Source organism: Xanthobacter sp. 91 (genome assembly GCF_000702385.1).
In the GTDB taxonomy this organism is placed as follows: domain Bacteria; phylum Pseudomonadota; class Alphaproteobacteria; order Rhizobiales; family Xanthobacteraceae; genus Xanthobacter; species Xanthobacter aminoxidans.
Window position 1 is genome coordinate 4,214,289 of record NZ_JNIB01000001.1, and the last position, 24,242, is coordinate 4,238,530.

The window sequence follows — 24,242 nt, forward strand, 5'->3', positions numbered from 1 at the left end:
GGCCGGCGCCTCATGCGCCATCGATCAGGCCGCGCAGGCGCTCGGCAGCCGCGGTGGAGGGGAGGGGGCGCCCCTCCAGCGACGCGACAGAGCGGATGCCGAGCGCCGAGGTGAGCAGGATTTCTTCGGCCGATGCGAGGTCGTCCACTGTCAGCGGCCGTTCCTGCGCCCCGGCGGCGATCACCTCCGCCCGCATCACGCCGGGCAGGACACCCTCGGAGAGGGGCGGCGTGACAAGCCCCCCATTGATGACCGCGAACAGGTTGGCGATGGATGTTTCCGCCACACCATCGCGCGTGTTGAGCAGGATGGCATCGTCTGCGCCGCGCCGCGCGGCCTCCTGCCGGGCAAGGATGCCGTCGAGATAGTTCAGCGACTTCACCTGCGCGAGCGGCGAGCGGTCGTTGCGGCGTGTGCCCTGCGCGATCACGAGGCGCGCGGCGGGCAAAGGCGGGGAGAGAAGCGCGGCGGTGATGACGAGGGTGGGCTTCGGCTCTGCTGGAGGCAGCACGCCGCGCGGGCCGGTGCCGCGCGTGAGGGTGAGGCGCAGCACGCCGTCGCGGAGGCCATTGGCGTCGGCGGTCTGTGCCAGCGCCGCGGCAAGGTCGAGAGACGGCAGGGGCATTCCCAGCACGCCCGCGCCCGACGCGAGACGGGCGAGATGCGCGTCCACGCGCAGCACCTTTCTCCCCTTCACCCGAAGCGTCTCGAACAGCCCGTCGCCCAGAGTGAAGCCGCGATCGAAGGGAGAGACGGTCGCCTCTGCCTCCTCCACCAGCCCTGTGCCGAGGAACAGCTTCATGCGCCCTCTCCCGAAAGCGCGCGCAGCATGGGCGAGAGCTTCACCAGGCTCTCCTCATATTCGTCCGCCGGATCAGAATCCGCGACGATGCCGCCGCCCGCCTGGGTCAGCAGCGTGTCGCCGGAGCGGGTGATGGTGCGGATGACGATGGAGGAATCCATCGCTCCGTCGAAGCCGATCCATGCCACCGAGCCGCAATAGACCCCGCGCGGGGTGGGCTCCAGCTCGTGGATGATCTCCATGGCGCGGATCTTCGGCGCGCCGGTGATGGAGCCGCCGGGGAAGCAGGCCTTCAGCAGGTCCACCGGGCCAAGGCCGGGCTTCAGCCGGCTGTCGATGACCGAGACGAGGTGATGAACGCTGGCGAACGTCTCCAGACCGCACAGCACCGGCACCTTCACGCTGCCCACCTGCGAGACCCGCGAGAGGTCGTTGCGCATGAGGTCCACGATCATCAGGTTTTCCGCCCGGTCCTTCACCGAGGCGAGGAGCGCGTCGGCGAGCGCCTTGTCCTCGACGGGATCGGCGCTGCGGCGGCGGGTGCCCTTGATGGGGCGCGTCTCCACCCGCCCGTCCGAGGACAGGGAGAGGAAGCGCTCCGGCGAGGCGGACAGCACGGCGAGATCGTCGCCGGCACGCAGGAAGGCGGCGAAGGGGGAGGGGCTCAATGCGCGCAGGCGTGTGTAGAGGGCGAGGTCGGTCAGGCCCTCCGGCACCTTCGCCCGCATCTGGTGGGTGAGGTTGGCCTGGAAGATGTCGCCCGCGCGGATGTATTCGATCACCCGCGCCACTTCCGCTTCCACGTCCGCGCGGGGCTGGTCGGGCGCGAATGTCCCGGTCCGGCTGAAATCGGGGGCGGGCGCCGCTGTGGGCGCGGTCGCCAGCCGGTCGAACAGCTCCTGCGCGCGGCGCTGGGCGCGGGCCTCGGCCGCATCGCCCGTCTCGGGCCGGCCGTTGGAGACGATGAAGGCGCGCTTCTCCAACCCGTCGAAGGCAAGGATGGCGTCGTAGAGGCCCATGGCCATCTCAGGCACGGAAGCCGTCGCCGGCCGGGGCGGCGGCAGGCGCTCCAGATGCCGGCCCAGCTCATAGCCGAGATAGCCCATGGCGCCGCCGAGGAACGGCACCGGCGCGGAGGAGGGGCCGAGGCAGGGCGGCAGATCGCCGGGATTGAGCGCGCGCGCCAGAACGTCGAACGGCGTTCCGGGCACAAGGGTGCCATTCAGCCGGACGCCGTCCGGGCCGGAGGTGATGAAGGCATAGGGATCCGCGCCGATATAGGACCAGCGCGCCCGCACGTCGCCCTCCGCCGCGCTGTCGAGAAAGGCGCATTGGGGGGCGTCGGCGAAGGCCTGGAACGCGGCGAACGGGTCGCGGTACGGGATTTCAACGATAAGCACAGGGGGCGACCGATTCAGAACGCTTCGGTCCCACCATGGCGCCACGGCGCCGCTGGGGCAATCCGGACGGGCGAGAGGCCGCAGGCTGCGCCGCGACCGACGGCCCGGTGGTCATCACGCGAATTCCCCCGGCAGGCCGGGGGAAAACGATAAATTCGGCTTACCCGGAAACCTCACGCCGCCTTTGCGAACGGCGGCTGGTCTTCCGGCTGCTCGGCCTGGGTGGCGTTCAGCAGCTTGGACTGGACAATCTCGCCCACCGCGACCAGCTCGGTGCTCCACGCAAGAGCCGACTGTTGCAGGAAGGCTGCTTCGCGGGTGACGAAGGCGGACGGGTTCTGCTCGCGCGAGAGCTGGCTGAGCAACTCCATCTGCTCCTGCATCTGCCGGCCGACGAACTGCTGCAGATGCGTGCTGACCGCGATCGGGCAATCTAGGAACAGGTTCTTCCACGCGGCGACCGGCCAAGCCATGGGCGGCGTGGCGGGCGACAGCGCGCGGGCGAGACCCTGGAACATCACCGAGTCGTTCATGTCCATTTCTCCCGTCTGACGATGACCCCCGGACCTGAGCAGCCCCCAGCGCAGACCCTAGTGCCCTTGGGAAATACCGTTTCACGGATGTGAGACTTCGGCGTTGCGGAAGGTCAAATGCCTTGCGTGCCGGATCGGGGAAAATCACATTTCCACCCGTTGCCCTTCGGGGCGACATCATCATCGCACTCCGCCGCCTTGCTGCCTATGGCCGCACCGGGAGGCGGGGCGAGAATCAGGCTTCCGTCAACGCATCGTGATGTCCGCGCTCGGGACGGAGCCACAGGCCGCAAGGTCGGGGAGAAGACAACATGACCCAGTTGCCGCACGGCTTCCGTCAGATCCGCATGGAGCTTGCCCGTGAGAAGGGGCATCCGGACGGCGCCCGCAATTCCGGCTACAGCTTCGTGGCGCCCCTCGATAGCGCCGGCCGCATTGATGCGGCGGAGTGGGCCAAGCACCGCGACAGCTGCCGGGTGGTGAAGTTCCGCCCCGATGAGGCCGACGAGGTGGGCCACCTGGTGCGGCGGCCCGGCGGCAGCTGGGCTTTTCGCTACGACATTTCCGGCGCCGACGATGACGAGGCCGGCTACCGCTTCGGCGACGAGCGGTTCGAGGTGGGCGAGTATGTCTCCGTCCATGAGGACGACGAGATGCACACCTTCCGTGTGGTTTCGGTGGTCTGATCCGGGCAGTGCGGTCCGCCGGGAAAGGCGGACCGCGGCCCCCTCAGTAGCTCTTGTATTCGGCCGTGCCCTTGGAGAGGGCGAATTCCTCCTCCGGCGAGAGCACCAGCTTGTGTCGGCCCCAGATGCCGAAATAGGCGATGCCGGCTGCGAACCAGATGGCCACGCCGATCACGCCGTTGCGGTAGATCGGGTCGGAGAGCTGGAACCAGATGGTGACGATGGCGATCACGATGGTCGCCACCGCGCCGGGGATGCCGAAGGGGCTCTTATAGGGCCGTTCGATGTGCGGCATGTTCTTCCGCATCAGGATGAAGGAAATGGCCTGCATCACGTAGGAGAGCATGGCGCCGAACACCGCCATGTTCAGAAGCGTGCCGCCGATGGCCGCCGCCCCTGCCTCCGCCCCCAGCGCGAACCAGATGCCGAGCATGATGACGAGGCCGACCAGCGCGCCCGCCACCATGGCCACATGCGGCGTCTTGCGCCCGCCATGGGTCACGGACAGGCCGCGCGGGAAGTAGCCGGCCCGTGAGAGCGAATAGATCTGCCGGCCCTGCGCATAGATGATGGTGTGGAACGAGGCGATCAGCCCGATCACCGCCACCAGCGCGAGGAGCCGCGCGAGGCCGTCGCCATAGATGGCCTTGAAGCCGTCCAGCAGCGGCTCCAGGGAAGTGGAGAGGCCGAAGGAGCCGTTAGCCACCGAGGAATTGAGCCACAGGATCATGAAGGCGGAGACGATGAGCGTCGCCATGCCGGCCATGATGCCCTTGGGCATGTCGGTCTTCGGATCCACCGATTCTTCCGCCGCCAGCGGCAATTGCTCGATGGCGAGGAACAGCCAGACGGCGAAGGGCAGGGCGGCGAGCGCGCCGCCGATGCCGAACGGCAGGAACGGCCCGCCACCGTTGGGCAGTTCCACCGCCGTGCCGTCCGGCCCGACACCGATGTTCAGCGCCCAGCGGGAGAAATTGGCCACCGGAAGCGCGCTGACCCAGAAGGCCACGAGGCAGGCCAGCGCCGCCAGCGTCACCACCAGCGTCACGCGGAAGGAGAGTTCCACGCCGGCGATGTTGAGGCCCACGAAGATGATGTAGCCGAAGATCCAGTAGACCGGCTGGAACGCCGGCGGCGTGCCGAAGATGGAGCCCATGTAGGAGCCGATGAAGGACACCACCACCGCCGGGGTGATGACATACTCCACGTTCTCGCACAGGCCGGTGACGAAGCCGCCCCACGGCCCCATGGTGGTGCGCGCGAAGGAATAGGCGGCGCCCGTGTGGGGCAGGGCCGGCGACATCTCGGCGATGGAGAAGGTGAGGCCGAGATACATGATGGCGATGATGACCGCCGCGATGAACATGCCGCCCCAGCCGCCCGAGGCGATGCCGAGGTTCCAGCCCGAGAAATGGCCGGAGATGACCGCCCCGACGCCCAGCGCCCAGAGCGACCAGACGCGCGCGTGCCGCTTCAGGGCCCGCTGCTCGAAATAGGAAACATCAACCGTGGTGTAGGTGACGCCGGATTTGCTGCCTTCGGCCATGCCCAGCCCTCCGCTTGCACCGGGGTAAGGTCCGGCGCGCTTGCCCTAGAGGCAACTTTGTTGCCATTCCCCAAGGGCGCGGACAAAAACCGTCAGCGCGCGCCCAGATGCAGCGGCGGCAGGCCGGTTTCGAGCAGGAGATCGCTCTCGTCCTTCAGCTCGACGCCGGTGATCTGGCGGGCGAATGCCTCGCGAATGTGCCAGGCGAGCTTGAAGGCGGCCAGATCGTAGGCAAGACCCTCCGGACGCACGTTAGAGATGCAATTGCGCTCGGCGTCCGACCGGCCGAGCTTGGGATTGTAGGTGAGGTAGAGGCCGAGGCTGTCCGGCGAGGAGAGGCCCGGCCGCTCGCCCACAAGCAACACAACCGTGCGCGCCTTCAGCAGGTGCCCCACCTCGTCCCCCAGCGCCACCCGCGCCTGCGAGGCGATGACCACGGGCGCGGTGGTCCAGCCGGCATCCGTGATGCGCGCCTTCAACGCCGCCAGGAAGGGGAGCGTGTGGGCGTGGACGGCTGCCGAGGACAGGCCGTCGGCCACCACGAGCGCGAGGTCCACAGGCTCGCCCGCCGCCTCCGCAAGGCGGGCACGGCTCTCGTCAGAGAGCCGCCGCCCAAGGTCCGGCCGGCGCAGATAGACGTCGCGCGCCTGCGCCGCGCTTTCGGCGCGCAGGGTGGAAAAGCCGAGGCCGCGCACCTCCTCTTCCACCCGCGCCGCATCGAACGGGGTGTGTACCGCATCGCGCGCCTGCGCATGGGCGAGGGCGAAGCGCAGCACCTCCTCCGTGGGTAGGCTCGCGCCGGTGCGGCCCAGCGCGATGCGCGCCGGGGTGTGGCGGGCGAGTTTCGACCAGGGATCGCGCGCGATCATGCCGCGCGCTCCGCCACATAGCCGAGCAGCGGATTGCCGGCGTCGGCAGGCAGCAGGCGGCCGTCCGCGCCGGTGATCTCCATCTTCTCCAGCCACGCCTCGAATTCCGGCGCGCGCTTCAGCCCCAGCACCTCGCGGATGTAGAGCGCATCGTGGAAGGAGGTGGACTGATAGTTCAGCATCACGTCGTCGGCGCCGGGAATGCCCATGATGTAGGTGACGCCCGCTGCACCGAGCAGGGTCAGCAGCGTGTCCATGTCGTCCTGGTCGGCCTCGGCGTGGTTGGTGTAGCAGACGTCCACACCAAGCGGCACGCCGAGCAGCTTGCCGCAGAAATGGTCCTCCAGACCGGCGCGGATGATCTGCTTGCCGTCATAGAGATATTCCGGGCCGATGAAGCCCACTACCGTGTTCACCAGCAGTGGATCGAAGGCGCGGGCGACGCCGTAGGCGCGCGCTTCCAGCGTCTGCTGGTCCACCCCGTGGTGCGCGCCGGCGGAGAGGGCCGAGCCCTGGCCGGTCTCGAAATACATGGCGTTCTGCCCCACCGTGCCGCGCTTGAGGCTGCGCGCCGCATCGGTGCCCTCGGCGAGCAGCTTCAGGTCGATGCCGAAGGAGCGGTTGGCCCCCTCCGTCCCGGCGATGGACTGGAACACGAGGTCCACCGGCGCGCCGCGCTCCATGAGCGCGATCGAGGTCGTGATGTGGGTCAGCACGCAGCTCTGGGTGGGAATCTCGAAGCGCGAGATGATCTCGTCCATCAGCTTCAGCAGCCGGTCGATGACCGGGACGCTGTCGGAGGCGGGATTGATGCCGATCACCGCATCGCCGCAGCCGTAGAGCAGGCCGTCGAGGATGGCGGCGGAGACGCCGGCCGCTTCGTCGGTGGGGTGGTTGGGCTGGAGGCGCACCGCCATGGTGCCGGGCAGGCCGATGGTGTTGCGGAAGCGCGTCACCACCCGGCACTTGCGCGCGGCGAGGATCAGATCCTGATTCCGCATGATCTTGGAGATCGCCGCCGCCATCTCCGGGATAAGGCCGGGCGCGAGCGCCGCCAGCACCTCCGGCGTTGCGGCGGGGGAGAGCAGGAAGTCGCGGAAGTCGCCCACCGTCATGGCCGAGACCGGCGCGAAGGCCGGGCTGTCGTGGCTGTCGAGGATGAGCCGCGTCACCTCGTCCCCTTCATAGGGAACGAGCGGCTCGGCGAGGAAGGTCTTGAGCGGCAGGTCGGCGAGGCACATGCGCGCCGCCACATTCTCCTCGGCCGTGGCGGCGGCGATGCCGGCGAGCATGTCGCCCGACCGCGGCGGCGTCGCCTTGGCCATCAGGTCCTTGAGGTCGGAGAAAACGAAGGACTTCGCTCCGATGCGATGGGCATGAGCCATGGCGCGCTCCGGTGGGGCGGGCGCGGCGCATCTGCCGCGTCCTCAGGCCCTCGCGATAAGCAACAAATATGCCTTCGGGGAAAAGCCCTGTCTATTTCGGCACGCCGTTGATGACGAACAGCGCGTTCAGGAACTGGTCGGGCGGGAACTTGCCGAAACTCTTGGCATAGATGTCGCGAATGCGGTCAGTGCGGTAGAGGTCGGCGAGGGTGGTGTCCACCAGAAGGCGGAACGTCTGGTCGCCGCGCGGCAGGCCGAGCGCGTAGGTCTCGAAGGTGAAATACTGGTCCGACAGGCTGAGGCGATTGCCGAACGCGGTATTGGCGATCAGATAGTTGAGGATACCCCGGTCGCCGAAATAGGCGTCGAGCTTGCCGTCCGCCAGCTGCTTCAGCCCGTCCGGATGGTCGGTGACGGTGACGATGGTGGCGGTGATGCCCATCTGCGCGAGGGTGGAGCGCAGCGTCTCCTCGGTCGTGGTACCCTTGAGAACACCGACCTTCTTGCCGCGCAGCTCTTCCAGCCCTTTGACAGCCGAACCGCGCGTGACGACGCCGGCACCGTCGAGGAAGGTGGGGAGGGAAAAATCCACCAGCGCCCGCCGTGACATGGTCATGGACGAGGGCTCGCACAGGATGTCGATGCGCCCGTCGCGGACCGCCTCGAAGCGGTCTTCGGCCGAGACCTTGACGTATTCAACCGGAAGATTCGGCAGCTTGAGGGAGCGCTTGAGCGCGTCCGCCACCTCGCGGCAGAGATCGACGATGTAGCCCGCCGGCTGGCCGTTGCTCGCAGCGTACGAATAGGGCGGGGCGAACTGGCGATAGCCGATGCGGAAGGGGTCGCCCTTTGCCAGGCGGTCCAGTGTCTGCGCGCCGGCCGGGGCGCCGAACGCGAGCAGGAGGGCGGCAAGCCCGGCGACGATCATCGCCGCCCGCAGTCCCGCGAACCTGATGCTTGAGCTGAATTCCAGCCCGATCTCCCGACCCATCCGCGCCCCCCTGTGCCGCCCCCCGCGGTCCATTTCGCCCGATCTTGCCCGGCTCGCCGTGCGCGGCCAAGGACTTCGGCGGTTGCTGAAGGAAGCTGGCGCGCATTGTGGCGCGAAAGCAACCCTCCCGCCCTGCCGATGATCTTCGCGCCCACCTCGGCACTCCCACCTGCGGCCGTTCCGCCGCAGCCGACTTGCCTTTGTGCGGATGCGAAATTGTTATATTGATATGGATATAGCTTGGCCGGCCGCGCCGGCTTTTTCTGCCGGGGAATTGGACATGACCGTATTGCTCAACCGGCGCCGCATGTTGGGCGCCATCGCCGCGGCGGCGGCCGGGGCATCCACCGCGTCGCTGGGCGCGGCGCTCGCCGCTCCGGCGAAGGGGCTGGAGATTCTCGGCGCGCCGAACGGCTCCACCATCGTGCTGCTGCGCCTGCTCCAGTCCGGTGCCCTCACCGCGACAGCACCCGACGCCACCTTCCGCCTGTGGCGCGACACCGACGAACTGCGCGCCGCCATCGTCTCCGGCCGCACCAGCCTGTTCACGACCCCGACCCATGTTCCGGCGAACCTCGCCAATCGCGGCCTGCCGCTGAAGCTGTTCGCCATCCTTTCCATGGGCCATCTGTTCGTCATCTCGTCCGACGCGGGCATCACCTCGTTCAAGGATCTCGCCGGCAAGCAACTGGTCGGCTTCTTCAAGAACGACATGCCCGACCTCGTCTTCCGCTCCATCGCCCGCGGCTATGGCATGGACCCGGACAAGGACATGACCATCACCTATGTCCGCACCCCCATGGAGGCGGCGCAGATGCTCGCCGCCGGGCGGGCCACTACGGCCATCCTCTCCGAACCGCCGGCCACCGCCGCCATCATGATGGCGAAGAAGGAAGGCCGCACGCTCAACCGTGCCATCAGCCTTCAGGACGACTGGAAGAAGCAGCACGGCGGCCTCGGCCTGCCCATGGCCGGCATCGCTGTGCATGAGCGGCTGATCCAGGAGAGCCCGGAACTCCTCAAGGCCATGGCTACCGGTCTGCCGGGCGCCCGCGACTGGGTGCTGTCCGATCCCGCCGCCGCCGGCCAGCTGGGCGAGGAGAAGATGGACATGAAGGCGCCCATCCTCGCCAGCGCGCTCTCCCATTTCAATGTGGTCGCGGAGCCGGCGGCAAAGCTGAAGCCGGGCCTCGTCGCCTTCTACGAGACGCTGCTCTCCTTCCAGCCGGAGGCGCTGGCCGGGAAGCTGCCGCCCGATAGCTTCTATCTCGACTTCTGAGCGCCGCGATGGCGGCTCCGGCACGCACGCTCTCTCCCGCGCTCCTCTCCACGCTGTGGGGGGCGGCGGGGCTCTTGGCTCTGGCCGGCGCGTGGCAATGGGGGGCCACGGCCTTCGGGCCGTTCGTGCTGCCGAGCCTTGCGGAGACAGGGGAGGCCATCGTCCGGCTCGTGACCACCGGAAAGGCGGGGCCGGCGCTGCTGGCGACACTGGTCCACGCTCTGGCCGGCTGCGCCGCGGGGGGCGCGGCCGGCTTCTTTTTAGGCGTGGCGGGGGGATTGGTGCTGCCCGTGGGCGCCATGTCCTATCCCGTCTTCACCGCGCTCCTCGGCACGCCGCCCATCGCCTGGGTGGTGCTGGCGCTGCTCTGGTTCGGGCCCGGAGGCTCGGCCGCTACCTTCACCGTGGCCATTACCGTTGCACCCATCCTGTTCATCGCCACGCTCCAGGGTGTCCGAAGCCGCGACCGCGCGCTCGCCGAGATGGCGCAGCTCTATCGCGCGCCGGCCCTCATGCGCTTCACCGATCTGGTCCTGCCGGCGCTGGCGGACTTCCTCATCCCGGCCGTCGCCACCGCGCTGGCCTTCTCCTTCAAGGTAGCGGTGATGGCGGAGGTGTTGAGCGGCGCGGACGGGGTGGGCGGCGGCATCGCCACCGCGCGCTCCCACTTCGACCTGCCGGAAACCATGGCGTGGATCGTCCTCGCGATCGCCGCACTGATCCTCGCGGATGCCCTGCTCCTAGCGCCGTTGCGGCGTCGAAGGGCGGGGAGAGGGCATCCGGCACCCGTCTCGGTGGAGGCATGAGGATGCTGTCCCTGAGCGGCCTGGGGCTGAGGTTCGGCGAGGCCGAGATCATCGCCGGGATCGACCTTCATATCGGCGCGGGCGAGCTGGTGGTTCTGCTCGGGCCGTCGGGATGCGGCAAGACCAGTCTTTTGCGCCTCGCTGCCGGGGTCGAGCGGGCGACCGCCGGACGGGTCGAGAACGGCTTTCGCCGCGTGGCCATGGTGTTTCAGGACCCGCGCCTGCTGCCCTGGGCCGATGCGCGCGACAATGCCGCCTTCGGCCTCAAGGCGGCGGGAATGGGCAAGGCCGAACGCCGCGCCATCGCCGAGGCGATCCTGCTGCGCCTCGGCTTTTCGGTGCGGGATCTGGACAAGCGCCCTGCCCAGCTCTCGGGCGGCATGATGCAGCGGGTCGCCATCGCCCGCGCCTTCGCTCTCTCGCCGGATCTCGTTCTGATGGACGAGCCGTTCTCTGCCCTCGACGTGGGCCTGCGCCACGATCTCCAGGCGCTGCTGCGGGCCGAGGTGGAAGGGGCAGGGGCGGCGGTGCTGTTCGTCACCCACGACGTGACCGAGGCGGTGCGCCTCGCCGACCGGATCGTCGTCTTCTCGCCGCGACCCGCTCGCGTGGTGGCGGAGGTGACGCAGGCGCCCATGCTCGCGTCGGTCGGTGCGGCCTATGAGGCATCGGCCGCGCTCCTGCGCCGGCCCGAGATCGCGGCTGCCCTCTCCGCGCCCGAGGCATCGTGTCTTGCAGTTTCCGGTGCCCGTGAGCGTCTCTCTCTCGCGGGCAGGGCGACGGTGGCCGCCTCCTGAGGGCGTCTACTTGATGCGCGGCTTGTGCACGGATGTGGGTGCCGCATCGGCTGCGGCGCGGCGCACGCGTTCAGCGAAGCGGGCGACGGCGTCCTGCTCCAGCGTGCGCTGGATGGCCTTGGCGGCCACCACCCCGTCAGCCATGGAGGTGACGCAGCACGGATGCATCCGCTGCGCGATCTCGCCGATGGCGTAGAGGTTGGGCACCGAGGTTTCGCAATCGAGGCTGGTCTCCACGAAGCCGCGCGCATCCCGCGCGAGGCTCAGGTGGCGCGCGTAGGGCAGATAGGGCTCCCAGCCATAGAGCACGAGGAACCGCTCGAACCGCTCGCCCGCCACCGCCGGCACGTCCGGCTCCACCGGATAGGGGCCGATGCAGACGTCCGCCGGTGGCACCTTCTCCAGGAACTCGCGCCGCGCCCTTATGGTGCGGGCGAAGAGCGTGACGCGGGCGGCGCCGCGCTTGCGCACGAAGATGTAGTTCTCGAACGCATTGTCGCCGCCACCGAGGATGGCGACCGAGCGCCCCTCGAAGTCCGCATTGAACAGGATCTGGCCGGGGCCGATGATGACATTCTCGGAGGCGGTGAAGCCCCCTTTCACCGGCCGCACGCCGGTGGCGAGGACGCAGGCGCGCCCCATCACCATCTCGCCGGTGGCGGTGGTGATGCGAAAGCCGCCGGGCACCACCTCCAGCTCCGTCACCGCCTCGCCGGTGCGGCAGACGATGTCGTGGTCGCGCAGGTGGCGGTCGACCTCGGCGGCAATCTCGATGCCGGTCTTGTCGCGGATGGGGGCGATCCACTGGTTGGGATAGGGATTGTCGTTTCCCAGCCCGCCCAGCACCTGCCGGCGCTCGACGATGCAGGGCCGGAAGCCGAGCATCTTCAGCCAGAGCGCGCACGACGCCCCGGCCGGACCGCCGCCGATGATGACCGCGTCGAACATGCCGCTCCCGATCCAGCCAGCGCATCAATGGGCGCCTGCCGCAGTTTATGCGAGGCTGCCGTCCGCGGCTAGGAAGGGCACTTGAGGCCTCAGGCCGGCTGAAGCTGCCGGCGCGCCAGAGTCTCTTCCCAGTCCAGAGCCGAGCGGACGATGACCTCGAGATCGTCGAACCGTGGCCGCCAGCCGAGTTCGGCCTGGATGCGGCTGGAATCCGCGATCAGGCGTGCAGGATCGCCCGGGCGCCGCTCGCGCTGACCTCCAGCCGTCTGCAATCCCTTCGCTCATTCCCTTTCGCGGTGCAACAAAAACGTGCCGAATGTCTACCTCGGGTGGTTGCGGCCCCGTAACACGTTGTCATCTCACATCGGTTGCACGGCTATCACAACGCAGAGTAAGCCAATCGCTGGCATCGCAGGAGGTTCAGATTCGATGCGCGGCGTGCCGCAGGATGTTCCGAGACTCTCGCTGCGGCCATTGCGCGTCGCACTGTTCGTGCACGCCTTCTATCCGGACCACGTCTACGGCACCGAGGCCTACACGCTCGCGCTGGCGCGCCAGTTCAAGGCGCTGGGACATGCCCCTACCGTCGTGACCGCGCGGTCGGCCGGCGAGCCCGAGCAGGCGGAGGAGATCGTACGCTACGAAGTCGAGGGCATTCCGGTGGTGCGGATCGACCGCAACCGGACTCCCTCCCGCTCGGCCCGTGAGGATTACGACCATCCCGGCCTTGCTCCGCTCCTCGAACGCATCCTGCACACGCTCGCGCCGGACGTGGTGCACATCTGTCACCTCGCCAATTTCACTGCTGTTCTGCCGCATGTGACCGCGCGGCTGGGCATCCCGACATTTGCGACGCTGACGGACTTTTTCAATCTCTGCATCACCACCCGGCTGGAGCTGCCGGATGGCGGCCTGTGTCATGGGCCGAATGCGATCCGCAGCAATTGCCTGTCCTGCGGCCTTCTCGCGCGGTCGGCCGAGCGGCCGGACAGCGTATTCTGGCGCATTCTGGCGCAGCCCGCCGTCCGTTCCGCTGCCGCCGTGACGGCCGCCACGCTCGCGCCCGTGCTGCCGTTCTCGCTCGGACGCGACGCGCGGGCTGTTCGCGACCGGGCGCACGTGCTGCGCGTTGCTTTTGCCCATTGCCGGGCGGCCTTTGCGCCCAGCGCGTTCCTTGCCGAGCTGTTTGATGCCTATGGGGCGGGGCCGCCGCTGTTCCGCTCGCCGTTCGGCGTCGAAATCGACCGCACGCCAAAGCCCGTCGCGCCCGCCCGTCCGGTTCGCTTCGGCTTCATCGGCCAGCTCGCCTATCACAAGGGGCCGCACCTGCTGCTCCAGGCGTTGCGGGCCCTGCCGCGCGATGCCTTCACCGTCGATATCTGGGGGTCGGAGAGCCTGTCACCGGCCTATGCCCGCGATCTGCGCGCGGTGGCCGAGCAGACGGTCCCGCCCTTGCCGGCGCGGTTCCGCGGCACCTTTCCGGAAGCGGAGATGGCAGGATTGCTGGCAGAGGTGGACGTGCTGGTCATGCCCTCCACCTGGTTCGAGAATGCACCGCTGACCCTGCTGAAGGCCCTCGCCACGCACACGCCGGTCATCGTTTCCGACGTGCCGGGCATGACCGAGTTCGTGGAGGAGGGCGTCAACGGCTTCTCCTTCCCGCGCGGCGACGCCGAGGCGCTGGCTCTGGTGCTCCAACGCTTCGTGGACGAGCCCGGCCTCGCTGCGGCCCTCAGCCGGACGACTTCCTACGAGCGCACCGAGCGCGACATGGCGCTCGACCTTCTCGCCATGTACCGCGCCTTCGGCGCCGTTCCGGCAGACACCAGTCCGGTCCCCGCTTGAGGAGGCCGGCATGAGGATCGCCATCCTCGCCTCCGGCGTTCTGCCGGTGCTCGATGGTGTCACCGTCAGCGTCGATGCCCGCGTTCGCCGGCTGGTGGCGCGGAGCGACGAGGTGCTGCTGCTGGCGCCCGCAGCTGCGGACGGCGCACGACCCGCCGGTCTGTCGCCGGCCGTCACCTTTGCGGGATTGCCGAGTGCGCCCTTCGGTGCGGCGGCGTCGGACCGCAACGTGGTGCCGGAAGCCGGGGGCGAGATCGACCGGGCGCTTGCCGCTTTCCGACCCGACCTCATTCACGTGGATGAGCCCGAGCGTCTCGCCCTGGGCCTGCGCCGCCTTCCCGCCCACGCCTTCGCGCGGCGCCACCGCGTGCCGCTGGTCGCCTTCTTCCACACCAATTTCGCCGACTATCTGGGTGGTGGTGGCAGCCGTTACGGTCTTTATGCCCCCCTGCGCGCGGCGTTCTGGCGGGCGGTGGCGCGGCTTTACAATCGCTACGACGCCACCCTTGTCCCAAGCGCGGCCACCCTTGCACGGCTCCAACGTGTCGGCCTCGCGAACGGCCTCGCCGGCCGGTTCAACGGGACGGATACACAGGACTTCCGTCCCGATCTGCGCCGTCCCGGCTACTGGCGCGCGCGCTGGGGCCGTCCCGATCTCGATGGCCGGGCGGTGATGCTGATCGCCGGCCGGCTGACCGCCGACAAGGGCTGGGCGGACTGGCGGCGGGTGCTGCCGGCGCTCGCCGAGAGGCTGGGCGATGCGCTGGCGGTGGTGGTCGCCGGCGATGGCGCCCTGCGGGGGGAGGTCGAGCAACTGGTCGCGGCGCTGCCCTGCGGTTTCCTCGCCGGGCCGGTGCCGCGCGCGGAGATTGGCGTCCTTCTCGCCAACAGCGATCTTTACGCCACCTTGTCGCGCTTCGAGAACGCCAGCCTTGCCGTCTACGAGGCCCTCGCGAGCGGAGTTCCCGTGCTCGCGCTTGAGGCCGGCGGCCTGCCCGGGCAGGTGCGCAACAGCGTCAACGGCCTGTTGTTCAGGCCCGGAGATGTGCCCGGCTTCGTCGCAGGCACCGCACGATTGGTGGAGGACGCGGCGGCTCGCAGTGTCCTTCGCGCGGGGGCACTGGCGGAGCGTCCGCTTCTTGACTGGGACCGCGCCTTCGCCGCGTGGATCGATGCGCTCAGCGCGGTCGATCCTTGATCAGGCCCAGCGCAGTGGCCTCTTCAGAAAGCGCAGTCAGCGCCGCGTCGATCTGCTCTGGCCGATGCGATGCGGAGAGGAAGAAGCGCAGCCGCGCCGAGCGTTCCGGCACCCCCGGCGGCAGCACCGGGAACGCGTTGATGCCGCGTTCCAGCAGGCGCTGGGCGAGGATCACGGTCCGGATCGTCTCGCCCACCATGATCGGCACGATGCCCGCACCCCAGGACGGCCCCACGTCGAGGCCGAGCGCGGCCGCACCATCGCGGAAGGCCCGGCTGTTGGCCTGGAGCCGCTGCACGCGCTCCTGCTCCTCCAGCACCAGGCCCAGCGCCGTGCGCGCGGCTTCGGCCACCGGCACCGGCAGGCCGACGCTGTAGACCATGCCTGGCGCGAAGGCCTTGAGATAGCTCACCATCGCCGCCGGCCCGGCGATATAGCCGCCGCAGCTCACCAGCGACTTTGACAGCGTGCCGAACCAGATATCCACGGCCCGCGGATCGACGCCCGCATGCTCGGCGATGCCGCGTCCGGTCGCGCCGAGCACCCCGAGGCCGTGCGCGTCGTCGATCATCAGCCAGAAGCCGAACCGCTCCTTCAAGGCAACCAGCCGGGCGAGGTCCGGCCCGTCGCCATCCATGGAGAACAGTCCCTCGCTGACGACCAGCACCCGCTCGAAGCGGTGGCGCTCGCGACCCAGCATGGTCTCCAGCGCATCGAGATCGTTGTGCGGGAAGCTGCGGCGGGTGGCCGGCGAATACTGGGCGCCGAGCACCACGCTGTTGTGCATGAAGGCGTCGGTGACGACGAGATCCTTCGGGCCCATCAGCGTCGGAAGGGCGGCGATGGCGGTGGCGTGGCCGCTCACGAACGCGACCGCATCCTGCGCCCCGTAGACGTCGGCCAGCGCCCGCTCCAGCGCCAGATGCGCCGGACGCTCACCCGACGACAGGCGGCTGCCGGAGACGCTTGTGCCCCACGTCTCGACCGCGGCGGCTACGGCGCGGGTGATGCGCGGATCGCCATTGAGGCCGAGATAATCGTAGCTCGCGAAATTGACGACCTCGCGCCCGTCGATGCGAGCGGTGGCACCGGATCGTCCCTCGTGCAGCCGGTGGTAGGGGTTCTTCAGCCCCAGCATGTCAGCCGCCGCTTGCTGCGCCGTCAGTTCCTTGTAGCGCGGCAGGCTCTCGAATGAGAGCAGCCCGTCCCGATCCACGAAGGCGGGGGAGGGAGCGGGCGCTGGCGCCGCCGTGCCCGCACGCATCTCGCCCAGCAGGTGCGCGAGAGCCTCGTCCGACAGTCCGCGACGCCCGCTCATGGCACGGGCCTCACGAACCTGTCCCCGCAGTGTCGCGCGGCGATGCCGCGGCCATCTCAGTCAGGGCCTCGATGGACTCCGCGTCGAGCCGCACGCCGTGCCGGGCCGCAAGAGCGGCTTCCTCGGGAGCCAGAACCACAGCCGAGGCGGCTGTCTCGGCAGGTTCGGCGTTCTCGGGCGTCCTGAGGCTCGACAATGCGACGGCCGCCAGATCGTCCAGCGTGCGTCCGCTGCCGATGGAGAGCAGGGGCAGCTCGAAGCCGAACTTCTTCTCCAGCGTCAGGCGCAACTCCAGAGCCATCAGCGAATCCATGCCGAGTTCGGACAGCGCCGCCGAACCCGTCACCGCGTCCGGCGGCAGGCGCAGGATGCCGGCGACCTCGCGGCCCAGCACCTCGCGCAGAAGCACGCGCGCCTCCGCATCGCCGAGACCGGCGATCTGCTCCATCAGATCCTCGCCGCTCCCCGCTGCCCCATCGGCCGCGGAAGAGAACAGGCGGGGGAAGGTGGGCGTGCGCAGCACCGGCAGCTGGCTGGCGATGGCGGTGCGGTTCACCTGCGCATAGACGTTCACCACATCCGCCGCCATGCCCTGCGCCATCAGCCGGCCGAGGAAGCCGAGCGCCTCGGCGGAGGCGATGCCGGCGACGCCGGTGGCCCGCGTCAGCCTCTGGCCGAGTTCCTGGTCCTTGGCGATGACGCCGGCGTCGGAGATGGCACCCCAGGCGACCGCAAGGCCCGGAAGCCCGCGCGCGCGGCGGTTGCGCACCACGCCTTCCAGGAAGGCGTTGGCCGCGACATAGGCGCCCTGGCCGGGACTGCCGATCATGGCCGAGGCGGAGGAGTAGACGACGAAATGGTCGACCGGATGCCTCTCGGTGATCCGGTCGAGGGTCAGAACGCCATCGACCTTCGGCGCCAGAACGGCGTCGAGGCTCTCCGCATCAAGGTTGGGAATGGCGCCGTCGCGCAGCACCATGGCGGTGTGGACCACGCTGCGAAGCGGGCCGTGCGCGGCGACGAGCCGCTCCACCAGAGCCTCAAGCGCCGCCTCGTCGCGGGCATCCGCCTGCTCGACAACGATCCGCGCGCCGGCCGCGCGGGCCGCCTCGATGCGGGAAAGATCGCCGGCCGCGCGCACGCCAGAGCGCGAGGCGATGGCCACCGTGCCGGCGGTCTGGGCCGCCAGCCACAGGGCCGTCTCAAGCCCGAAGCCGCCATTGCCGCCCAGCACGAGATGGACGCCTTCGCGCAGCGCGAGCGCGGGCATCTGCGGACGCACCCTGCCATGCATCGGGGGACGCACGACAATCTTGCCCACGTGGCGCGCTGCCTGCATCTGGCGGAAGGCTTCCTCCACTTCGTCCCCGTCCATCAGCCGATATGGGATGGGTCGGAGCGCGCCGGACGCAAAGGCGGCATTGATGTCCTGCATCATGGCCTTGGCGCGTTCCGGGTCGTGTGCCAGAAGCTGGTCGAGGTCCACGCCGAAATAGCTGAGATTGCGGGCGAATGGCCGCAGTCCGATGCTGGTGTTGGCGAGGAAGTCGCGCTTGCCGAGTTCCACGAAGCGGCCGAACGGCTTCACCAGCTGCAGGCTGGCCGTCATGGCTTCACCGGCCAGCGAATTCAGCACCACGTCCACCTTGCCGAAGTCGCGTTCGATCTCCGCTGCGAAATCAACGTCCCGGGAATTGTAGACCGCGGCGACGCCCAGACCCTTGAGCAGAGCCGCCTTCTCGGGCGTGCCTGCGGTGGCGATCACGCGTGCGCCGCGTGCAAGAGCGATCTCGACGGCGGCAAGACCGACGCCACCGGCGGCGCCGTGGACGAGCACCGTCTCGTTGGCGCGCAGGCGCGCACATTCGACGAGGCCATACCACGCCGTGGCAAAGGCCACCGGAATGCTGGCCGCGGCCACCTCCGAAACACCATCCGGCACCTTGAAGGCGAACCAGCCGGGCACCGTGACGTGGGAGGCAAAGGCGTCCGGGGCAAAGCCCATCACCCGGTCTCCCACGACGAGATGGCTAACCTGCGGACCCACACGGACCACCGTCCCGGCGCATTCAAAGCCGAGCGAGGCGCTGGTGAGGCCAGGGCCGAGGATATCGTCGTCGAGCGCACCGAGCGCCAGCATCACGTCGCGGAAATTGAGGCCGGTCGCTGCCACCTCGATTTCGACCTCGTCGCCCTGAGGCGCAACGCGATCGCGCATCACCCATTCCATGGAGCTGACGGCGCCCTGCTGGGGCACGTCGAGCTGAACCCGCCGGGTGTCTGACACCTTTTCCCGGGCGATGGCTTCGCCGCGCAGGACGCGCACGCCGAACTCGCCATCCGTGCGGGAGACACGCTCGGCCTCGGCACTGTCGAGATCAACGATCTCGCGCACGCGGCGGGCGGCCTCGGCGTCGAATGCATCTACGTCGACGAGGCGCAGATCGAGGCCTGGATGCTCGTTGAGCGCTACGCGGTAGAAGGCCGAGATGGCCACGGCGGCGGGATCGACGGTCTCACTGGCGAGCTGGCGGCCGCCGGCCGTCACGAGCCAAAGGGTCAGCTTGCCCGTGCTCGCATTCGCCCATTCCAGCACGCGCTTGAGGTCGAGCAGCCTTTGCACCAGCGCGGCCCTGGGTGCCCAGGCGGGCTCGAACGCGACGGGGAAAATGACCGTCCCGTGTGCTTCGGACCGCTCAACGGAAGGAAGGATCAGGTCGTCGATGATGGTGTCGCCATCGCGCGTCAGCGCTTGGGCGAACGCATCCGTGCCGCTACCGCCGAGGACCAGAACGGGACCGGCCATCCGCCCGTCCGAATGGGCCGCAACAGGGCCGCTGAATGCCGTGGAGAGGCCGTCGGCGAGCGAGATCGCCTCTACCGGCGCGCAGTTCATGTGCGCGAGAAGGACCTCGATCTGTCCTCGCTGTGCGCCGGCCGGCTGCGGGGAAACGAGGACGTCGAGGAGCCCGTCGAAGGGGGGCTCGGCGACGAGGCACCGGGCACCTGCGGCGATTGCGCCGATGCGCGCAGCCTCGGCCGGATCGCCGCCGAAGGGCGCCTGGGCCGCGAGCCCCGCCACGAGATCGACCGGAGCGAAGTCGGGAGCCTCGTCCCCGCCCGCGGCTGCGGTGTCGAGGAAGAAGAGATCACCGGCTCCTGTGCGCGACGTCACCTTCTCGAAGCCGGCTGCGTCCGCCCCGGCCAAAGTCACCTGGACAAGGCCTTCGCGGACGAAGGGGAGGAGCGTGCGCACCAGGCCGGCGGTCCAGGGACGCGGCAGCAGGATGTGCGGACGCACGGGGGCGCAGGCTGCAATGCGCTCCTCCACCGCCGCCCGGACCGCCCCGAGGCCGGCAGAGAAAGCGATGCCGTCCTCGGCGACGAGGTCGGCGAGCGAAGGCGGAAGCTCCAGAGAAGCGCCCTGCGCGAGGTGCGGTGCCAGCGTCGCCTTCAGCTGGGCCGCGAGCCGGACTTCTGCATTGGCCTCGGGATAACGCTCGGCCAGCGTACGAAAGAGCAGATCTGACGGCGGCAACTCGGCCGTAGTGATGAGCCAGCCTTCCGCGGTTCGCTCGGCCAGGCCGGTCGCCGCGAACTGGTCCATGAGCGCGGTGAGGCGTCCCTCCGCCTCGGCCGCCAGTCGACCGACGGCGATGAGGCGTGCGGGCACGACATCGAGCCCCCCCGCCAGCGCGACGATGGTCTCGCGCACGAGGGAACGCACAAAGCCGCGCAGCAGCAGGAAGGCATCCAGCGGCTCGGCAGGCACGCCCGCGAGATCGACCGCGCCCGCAGGCGTGGCCGATGCCTGCCTCAGCGCGTCGTAAGTGACGCGGAAACGCCGCTCCTCGTCACTGCGCCGGGAGAGCACGACCTCGCGCAGCACCAGTCCCCGCACGTCCGCGACCACGCTGTCGTCGGCGGCATGGAGGGTGATGTCGACGGAGGTGGTGAACCGGCTTTCGTGGGTCCGGTGGGTGACGGATTTGGCGATCGCCACGCCGGGCTGCCAGAGGCGGAGCGAGCGGATGCGGACCGGGAGATTGGTGCGGGTCTCCCCGTCCACCACATGCGCGTCGAGAAAGAGCGCGTGCAGCGAGGCGTCGAGCGCGGCCGGATCGATCATGTGCCGGTCGGTGAACAGCCCCAGCGGCAGGGTGCCGGCGGCGAGGGTGGTGATGCCGCTGTCACCGTCGCGTTCCACCGCCACGGCGCGCTGGAAGCTGGGCCCGTAGTTGAGGCCGCAGCTGGTCGCGGCCGCGTAGACATCAGCGGCGTCGGAGTAACGAAGGCGGGCCGGGTCGGGGTCTGGCTGGAGCACCGGCGTTCCGGTGGCCGGCACCACCCGCCCGATGGCGTGCAGCAGGAACTCCGCGCCGCTGAGACGACGGCGCGCCCAGACCGAGCAGGTCTGCGTGGTCTCGTCGAAGCGGGTGGAAATCTCGCGCATCGTGCCCTCGGGCACGGAGAGAGCGCGCAGCACGTCGAAGTCGCGCAGCTCCATCGGTACGTCGCCGTGGATTTCACGTCCCACGGCCAGCATCATCTCGGCGATGGCGGCCGCCGGGACCACCACCTCGCCTTCCACGCGATGGTCGGCGAGATAGGGGGCGATCTCGTGGTCGGCAAAGCCGCGCCATTCCGGCACGTTCTGGCTCACCCGGCGCCCGAGCAACGGATGAGACGGGGCAGCACCGAACATGCGGCCGTAAAGCTCAAGCGCCTCCGTGGTGTTGGCCATCACGAAGCGCTGACGCTGCCAGGGGTAATGCGGCAACGGAAGGGGCGTGGCGGTCGGTGGTCCGAACGCCCGCGCGGAGTCGATCTCCATGCCGCGCACGAAGGCCTGCGCCGCGATGGCGCGCACCGGATCGCCCGCAGCGGTGTCGTCGCGCTCGGACAGGCTGGAGATGCACTCAGACGGCAGTTCCGCCTGCCGGAGCGTCTCTGTGGCTGCGCCGGTGAGGATGGGGCGCGGGCCGATCTCGATGAAATGCGTGGCGCCGAGCCGGCCGGCTGCGACCACCGCATCCGAGAAGCGCACCGGCTCCCGGATATTATGCCACCAATAGGTGGCATCGAGGGCGGTGCCGGCCAACGGGCCACCTGTGACGGTAGAGACGAAATCCGTGCGCGTCTCGCCGGGCCTCAACGACTTGAGGTCATCGAGAATGCCCTGCTGCGCCACATGGAGCAGCACCGAATGGAACGGATAATCCACGCCGATGGAGACGGTCGCGATCCGCTGCAGGCGCGCGGACTTTTCCGCCAACGCGATGGCCTCGGTGGTGCCGGACAGGGTGACGGAGCGGGGGCCATTGACGGCGGCGATGTTCAGATCCTGGCGGCCGAGGGAGGCGAGGAACGCCTCGGCCTGCTCCTCGCACGTCGCGAGCGCGAGCATCCGGCCGCGACCTGCAACCATCTCCTGCCGCAGGCTGCGGTGGTGAATGAGGTGGATCGCCGCTTCGAGGTCGAGAGCGCCCGAGACCATGGCCGCCGCCACCTCGCCCACGCTGTGACCAAGCACGACGTCCGGCTTGATGCCTTCTTCGCCAAGGGCTGCCGTAAGGGCAATCTGGATGGCGAAGATCAGGGGCTGGGCGACCGAGGTCTTCTCGATCTGGGTGGCGAGGGCAGGCGAGGCCAGGGTTTCCGCCAGCGACCAGCCAGCGACCTTTTGATAGGCCGCATCGACAGCCGCGAAGTGCGTGCGGAAAGCGTCGTTTCGGGCAAGTGCCGCGCGACCCATGCCGACCCACTGGCTGCCATTGCCGCTATAGAGGAACGCCACCTTGCCGGACCGCGCGGGCGCCTTGCCGACCGCGATCTCTGTCTTTTCACCGCGCGCGAAGCTGCGCAGTTGGGTCGCCACGTCCGGTCCCGGGCCGACGGGGACGGCCAAGCGGGTGTCGAACAACTCTCTCTGATAGCGTGCACCGCCGGCGATGGTGGCAGCCGGCGCGGTCTCCTGATCGAGGAGCGACGCATAGCTTTCCGCAAGGGCACGAAGGGCTTCCTGGGACTTGGCGGAGACCACAAGAAGTCGCGCGTCGGATGCGGGTTCGGATGGCGCTGGCGCCGGAGCCGCTGCCTTGAGGACGACGTGAGCATTGGTGCCGCCGAAGCCGTAGTTGCAGACACCGGCAAAGGGCGTTTTCTGCAGGTCGAGCGGCACGTGCGCCGCAGCCGGCGCAAGGTTCAGGGCGTCGAATGCGATATTGGGATTGAGTCCATCGAGATGGAGCGTGCGCGGATACAGGCCGTGCTTGACCGCCAGCGTCGCCTTGGCCAGGCCGGCCAGGCCCGACACGCATTCGAGGTGGCCGATATTGGACTTCACCGAGCCGACGGGCAGGGGCGTGGAACGGCCATGACGCAGGGCGCTGCCGATGGCTTCCGCCTCGATGGGGTCGCCGACCGGCGTACCCGTACCATGGGCCTCGACGAATGCCAGCGCACTGCCGTCGATGCCGAGGTCTTCATAGATGCGGGCGATCAGGCTCCTCTGGCCTTCGACCGAAGGCAACGAGATGCCGGACGTGCGGCCGTCCGAATTGACACCCGCCCCTACGATGGTGGCATGGGAACGGTTGCCCGCGGCCCGCGCGACGTCTGATCGGCGCAGCACGATGGCGATGGCGCCTTCCGAGCGCACATAGCCGTCCGCTCCTGCGGAAAAGGGGCGACAGCGCCCCGTGGGCGACAGCATGGATGCACGGGAGAAGCCGATATAGGGCGCCGGCGACAGCAGCAGGTTCACACCTGCCACGACGGCCGTATCGATCTCTCCCGCACGCAGCGCCTTGGCCGCCTGGGCAAGGGCGACGAAGGAGGACGAGCATGCCGAATCGACGGTGAAGCTCGGGCCTCGCCAATCGAAGATGTAGGAGACGCGGTTAGAGATGATGGACAGGGAATTCCCTGTCATGAAATGGCTTTCCATGGCCGCGGGATCACCCGATGCGGCCGTCTGGTAGTCGACGTTCGACGCGCCCACATAAACGCCGATGGGCTCACGTGCCGTTGCGGAAGGTGAGAGCCCGGCATCTTCCAGGGCTTCCCACACAACTTCGAGCAGAAGACGCTGCTGCGGATCAATCTGCTGTGCTTCGCGCGGGGAGATGCCAAAGACGCTGGGGTCGAAAGCGAACGGGTCGTCGATGTAGCCGCCGGCGAACGTATAGGAGAAACCCGGCTCGCTCTTACGGGGGTGCTGCCCCCGGTCCACTGGCCAGCGACCTTGGGGAAGGTCGCTGACGGCGGACGTGCCGGCCATCAACTGCGACCACAGCCCTGCCATGTCATTGGCCCCGGGGAGGCGGCAGGCATGCCCAATTATCGAAAGGTCAAAAACGGTCTGAGGGCTCGGGTACGCAGCCATGCTTGGGCAGATTCCAGCGTCATGGAGATGCAATTTTCCACAGACGACAGAACCACCGGTTTGGTGCGCGCACTCCGGCGCTTCGGCGCGAATAGCCCCGATGCAGCCTTGTCTCTTGCGGCTCCGCCCGATGCGGCCTCGTGTGACGCCGAAGTACTCTGCCCTGACCTGAGCATGAACTCCCTCGCATCGCCCGTGGGTCAGCTATAACGTGCGAAGCCCGTCAGGTCGAGAAAAAACCGGATGCAATCAATGAGGGCGATCTGACGTGCCAGGTTGGGCTGCAACGTTCGTGAATCCAGCCTTTTCATCCTTATTTTAGTTTTGTGTGATAATTAAAAATGACGAAATAGTGGGTCAAAATTCAAGAAATACTTCTGTATGTTCCGATTTTTAATGGAAAAAGAAAATCCATATCCCACTTTATACGTAGGAGACATAAAAATTCTCTC

Annotated in this window: 16 protein-coding genes and 1 pseudogene; 6 read left to right on the top strand and 11 right to left on the bottom strand. The window is 68.6% G+C overall.

The genetic code is table 11. The features are described 5' to 3' along the window. Positions 1–10: 10 nt before the first annotated feature. The 3 genes from A37E_RS0119745 to A37E_RS0119755 form a co-directional block, all read right to left on the bottom strand. The gene (locus A37E_RS0119745; protein WP_029558194.1) at positions 11–802 is read right to left on the bottom strand and encodes an aminotransferase class IV; all 792 of its coding nucleotides are present in this window, start codon (positions 800–802) and stop codon (positions 11–13) included. Further along, positions 799–2,202 (bottom strand): aminodeoxychorismate synthase component I, encoded by a 1,404-nt coding sequence (gene pabB / locus A37E_RS0119750; RefSeq protein WP_038193421.1) that lies wholly within the window; start codon positions 2,200–2,202, stop codon positions 799–801. The genes A37E_RS0119745 and pabB overlap by 4 nt, the downstream gene beginning before the upstream one ends. Positions 2,203–2,375: 173 nt before the next feature. Beyond that, complete coding sequence (locus tag A37E_RS0119755) at positions 2,376–2,735, bottom strand: hypothetical protein (RefSeq protein WP_155982315.1); 360 nt, start codon at positions 2,733–2,735, stop codon at positions 2,376–2,378. Positions 2,736–3,046: 311 nt separating this feature from the next. Between A37E_RS0119755 and A37E_RS0119760 the strand changes: the two genes are divergently transcribed. After that, complete coding sequence (locus A37E_RS0119760; RefSeq protein WP_024279394.1) at positions 3,047–3,421, top strand: hypothetical protein; 375 nt, start codon at positions 3,047–3,049, stop codon at positions 3,419–3,421. A 43-nt stretch (positions 3,422–3,464) separates the two neighbouring features. Here A37E_RS0119760 and A37E_RS0119765 read toward each other — a convergent pair whose 3' ends face one another. The 4 genes from A37E_RS0119765 to A37E_RS0119780 form a co-directional block, all read right to left on the bottom strand. Further along, positions 3,465–4,967, bottom strand: coding sequence for an amino acid permease (locus A37E_RS0119765; RefSeq protein ID WP_029558196.1), 1,503 nt, complete (start codon positions 4,965–4,967; stop codon positions 3,465–3,467). A gap of 92 nt (positions 4,968–5,059) precedes the next feature. Next, complete coding sequence (gene eutC, locus A37E_RS0119770) at positions 5,060–5,836, bottom strand: ethanolamine ammonia-lyase subunit EutC (RefSeq protein ID WP_029558197.1); 777 nt, start codon at positions 5,834–5,836, stop codon at positions 5,060–5,062. Then, positions 5,833–7,221 carry an ethanolamine ammonia-lyase subunit EutB gene (locus A37E_RS0119775; RefSeq protein WP_029558198.1) on the bottom strand — a complete coding sequence of 463 codons (1,389 nt, stop codon included), beginning with the start codon at positions 7,219–7,221 and terminating at the stop codon, positions 5,833–5,835. Before A37E_RS0119775 ends, eutC begins: the two co-directional genes overlap by 4 nt. Positions 7,222–7,312: 91 nt before the next feature. Next, positions 7,313–8,212 (bottom strand): amino acid ABC transporter substrate-binding protein, encoded by a 900-nt coding sequence (locus A37E_RS0119780; RefSeq protein ID WP_029558199.1) that lies wholly within the window; start codon positions 8,210–8,212, stop codon positions 7,313–7,315. A gap of 280 nt (positions 8,213–8,492) precedes the next feature. On the opposite strand from A37E_RS0119780, the gene A37E_RS0119785 reads away from it, so the two are divergent. The 3 genes from A37E_RS0119785 to A37E_RS0119795 are packed head-to-tail and all read left to right on the top strand — an operon-like array spanning position 8,493 to position 11,094. Continuing rightward, positions 8,493–9,491, top strand: a complete 999-nt coding sequence (locus tag A37E_RS0119785; RefSeq protein WP_029558200.1) for an ABC transporter substrate-binding protein — start codon at positions 8,493–8,495, stop codon at positions 9,489–9,491. A gap of 8 nt (positions 9,492–9,499) precedes the next feature. Next, positions 9,500–10,297, top strand: coding sequence for an ABC transporter permease subunit (locus A37E_RS0119790; RefSeq protein WP_038193425.1), 798 nt, complete (start codon positions 9,500–9,502; stop codon positions 10,295–10,297). Between the two features lie 2 nt (positions 10,298–10,299). Next, on the top strand, positions 10,300–11,094 hold the full coding sequence (locus A37E_RS0119795; protein ID WP_038193428.1) for an ATP-binding cassette domain-containing protein: 795 nt from the start codon (positions 10,300–10,302) through the stop codon (positions 11,092–11,094). A gap of 6 nt (positions 11,095–11,100) precedes the next feature. On the opposite strand, the gene A37E_RS0119800 is transcribed toward A37E_RS0119795, so the two are convergent. Both A37E_RS0119800 and A37E_RS0119805 read right to left on the bottom strand, forming a co-directional pair. Further along, entirely contained in the window at positions 11,101–12,042 is a 942-nt protein-coding gene (locus tag A37E_RS0119800) for an NAD(P)/FAD-dependent oxidoreductase (protein ID WP_051679197.1), read from the bottom strand. A gap of 89 nt (positions 12,043–12,131) precedes the next feature. After that, positions 12,132–12,287: pseudogene (locus A37E_RS0119805) on the bottom strand (UDP-glucose 4-epimerase GalE); the annotation flags it as partial. Between the two features lie 184 nt (positions 12,288–12,471). Here A37E_RS0119805 and A37E_RS0119810 point away from each other — a divergent pair. Both A37E_RS0119810 and A37E_RS0119815 read left to right on the top strand, forming a co-directional pair. Next, positions 12,472–13,887, top strand: a complete 1,416-nt coding sequence (locus A37E_RS0119810; RefSeq protein WP_051679198.1) for a glycosyltransferase — start codon at positions 12,472–12,474, stop codon at positions 13,885–13,887. Between the two features lie 10 nt (positions 13,888–13,897). Then, positions 13,898–15,085 (top strand): glycosyltransferase, encoded by a 1,188-nt coding sequence (locus A37E_RS0119815; protein WP_029558206.1) that lies wholly within the window; start codon positions 13,898–13,900, stop codon positions 15,083–15,085. Here the strand turns inward: A37E_RS0119815 and A37E_RS0119820 are convergent. Beyond that, positions 15,066–16,403 (bottom strand): aminotransferase class I/II-fold pyridoxal phosphate-dependent enzyme, encoded by a 1,338-nt coding sequence (locus tag A37E_RS0119820; protein ID WP_029558207.1) that lies wholly within the window; start codon positions 16,401–16,403, stop codon positions 15,066–15,068. The two genes, A37E_RS0119815 and A37E_RS0119820, sit on opposite strands and share 20 nt — an antisense overlap. A gap of 10 nt (positions 16,404–16,413) precedes the next feature. Continuing rightward, positions 16,414–23,790, bottom strand: coding sequence for a type I polyketide synthase (locus A37E_RS0119825; protein WP_081837694.1), 7,377 nt, complete (start codon positions 23,788–23,790; stop codon positions 16,414–16,416). Between the last annotated feature and the right edge of the window lie 452 nt (positions 23,791–24,242).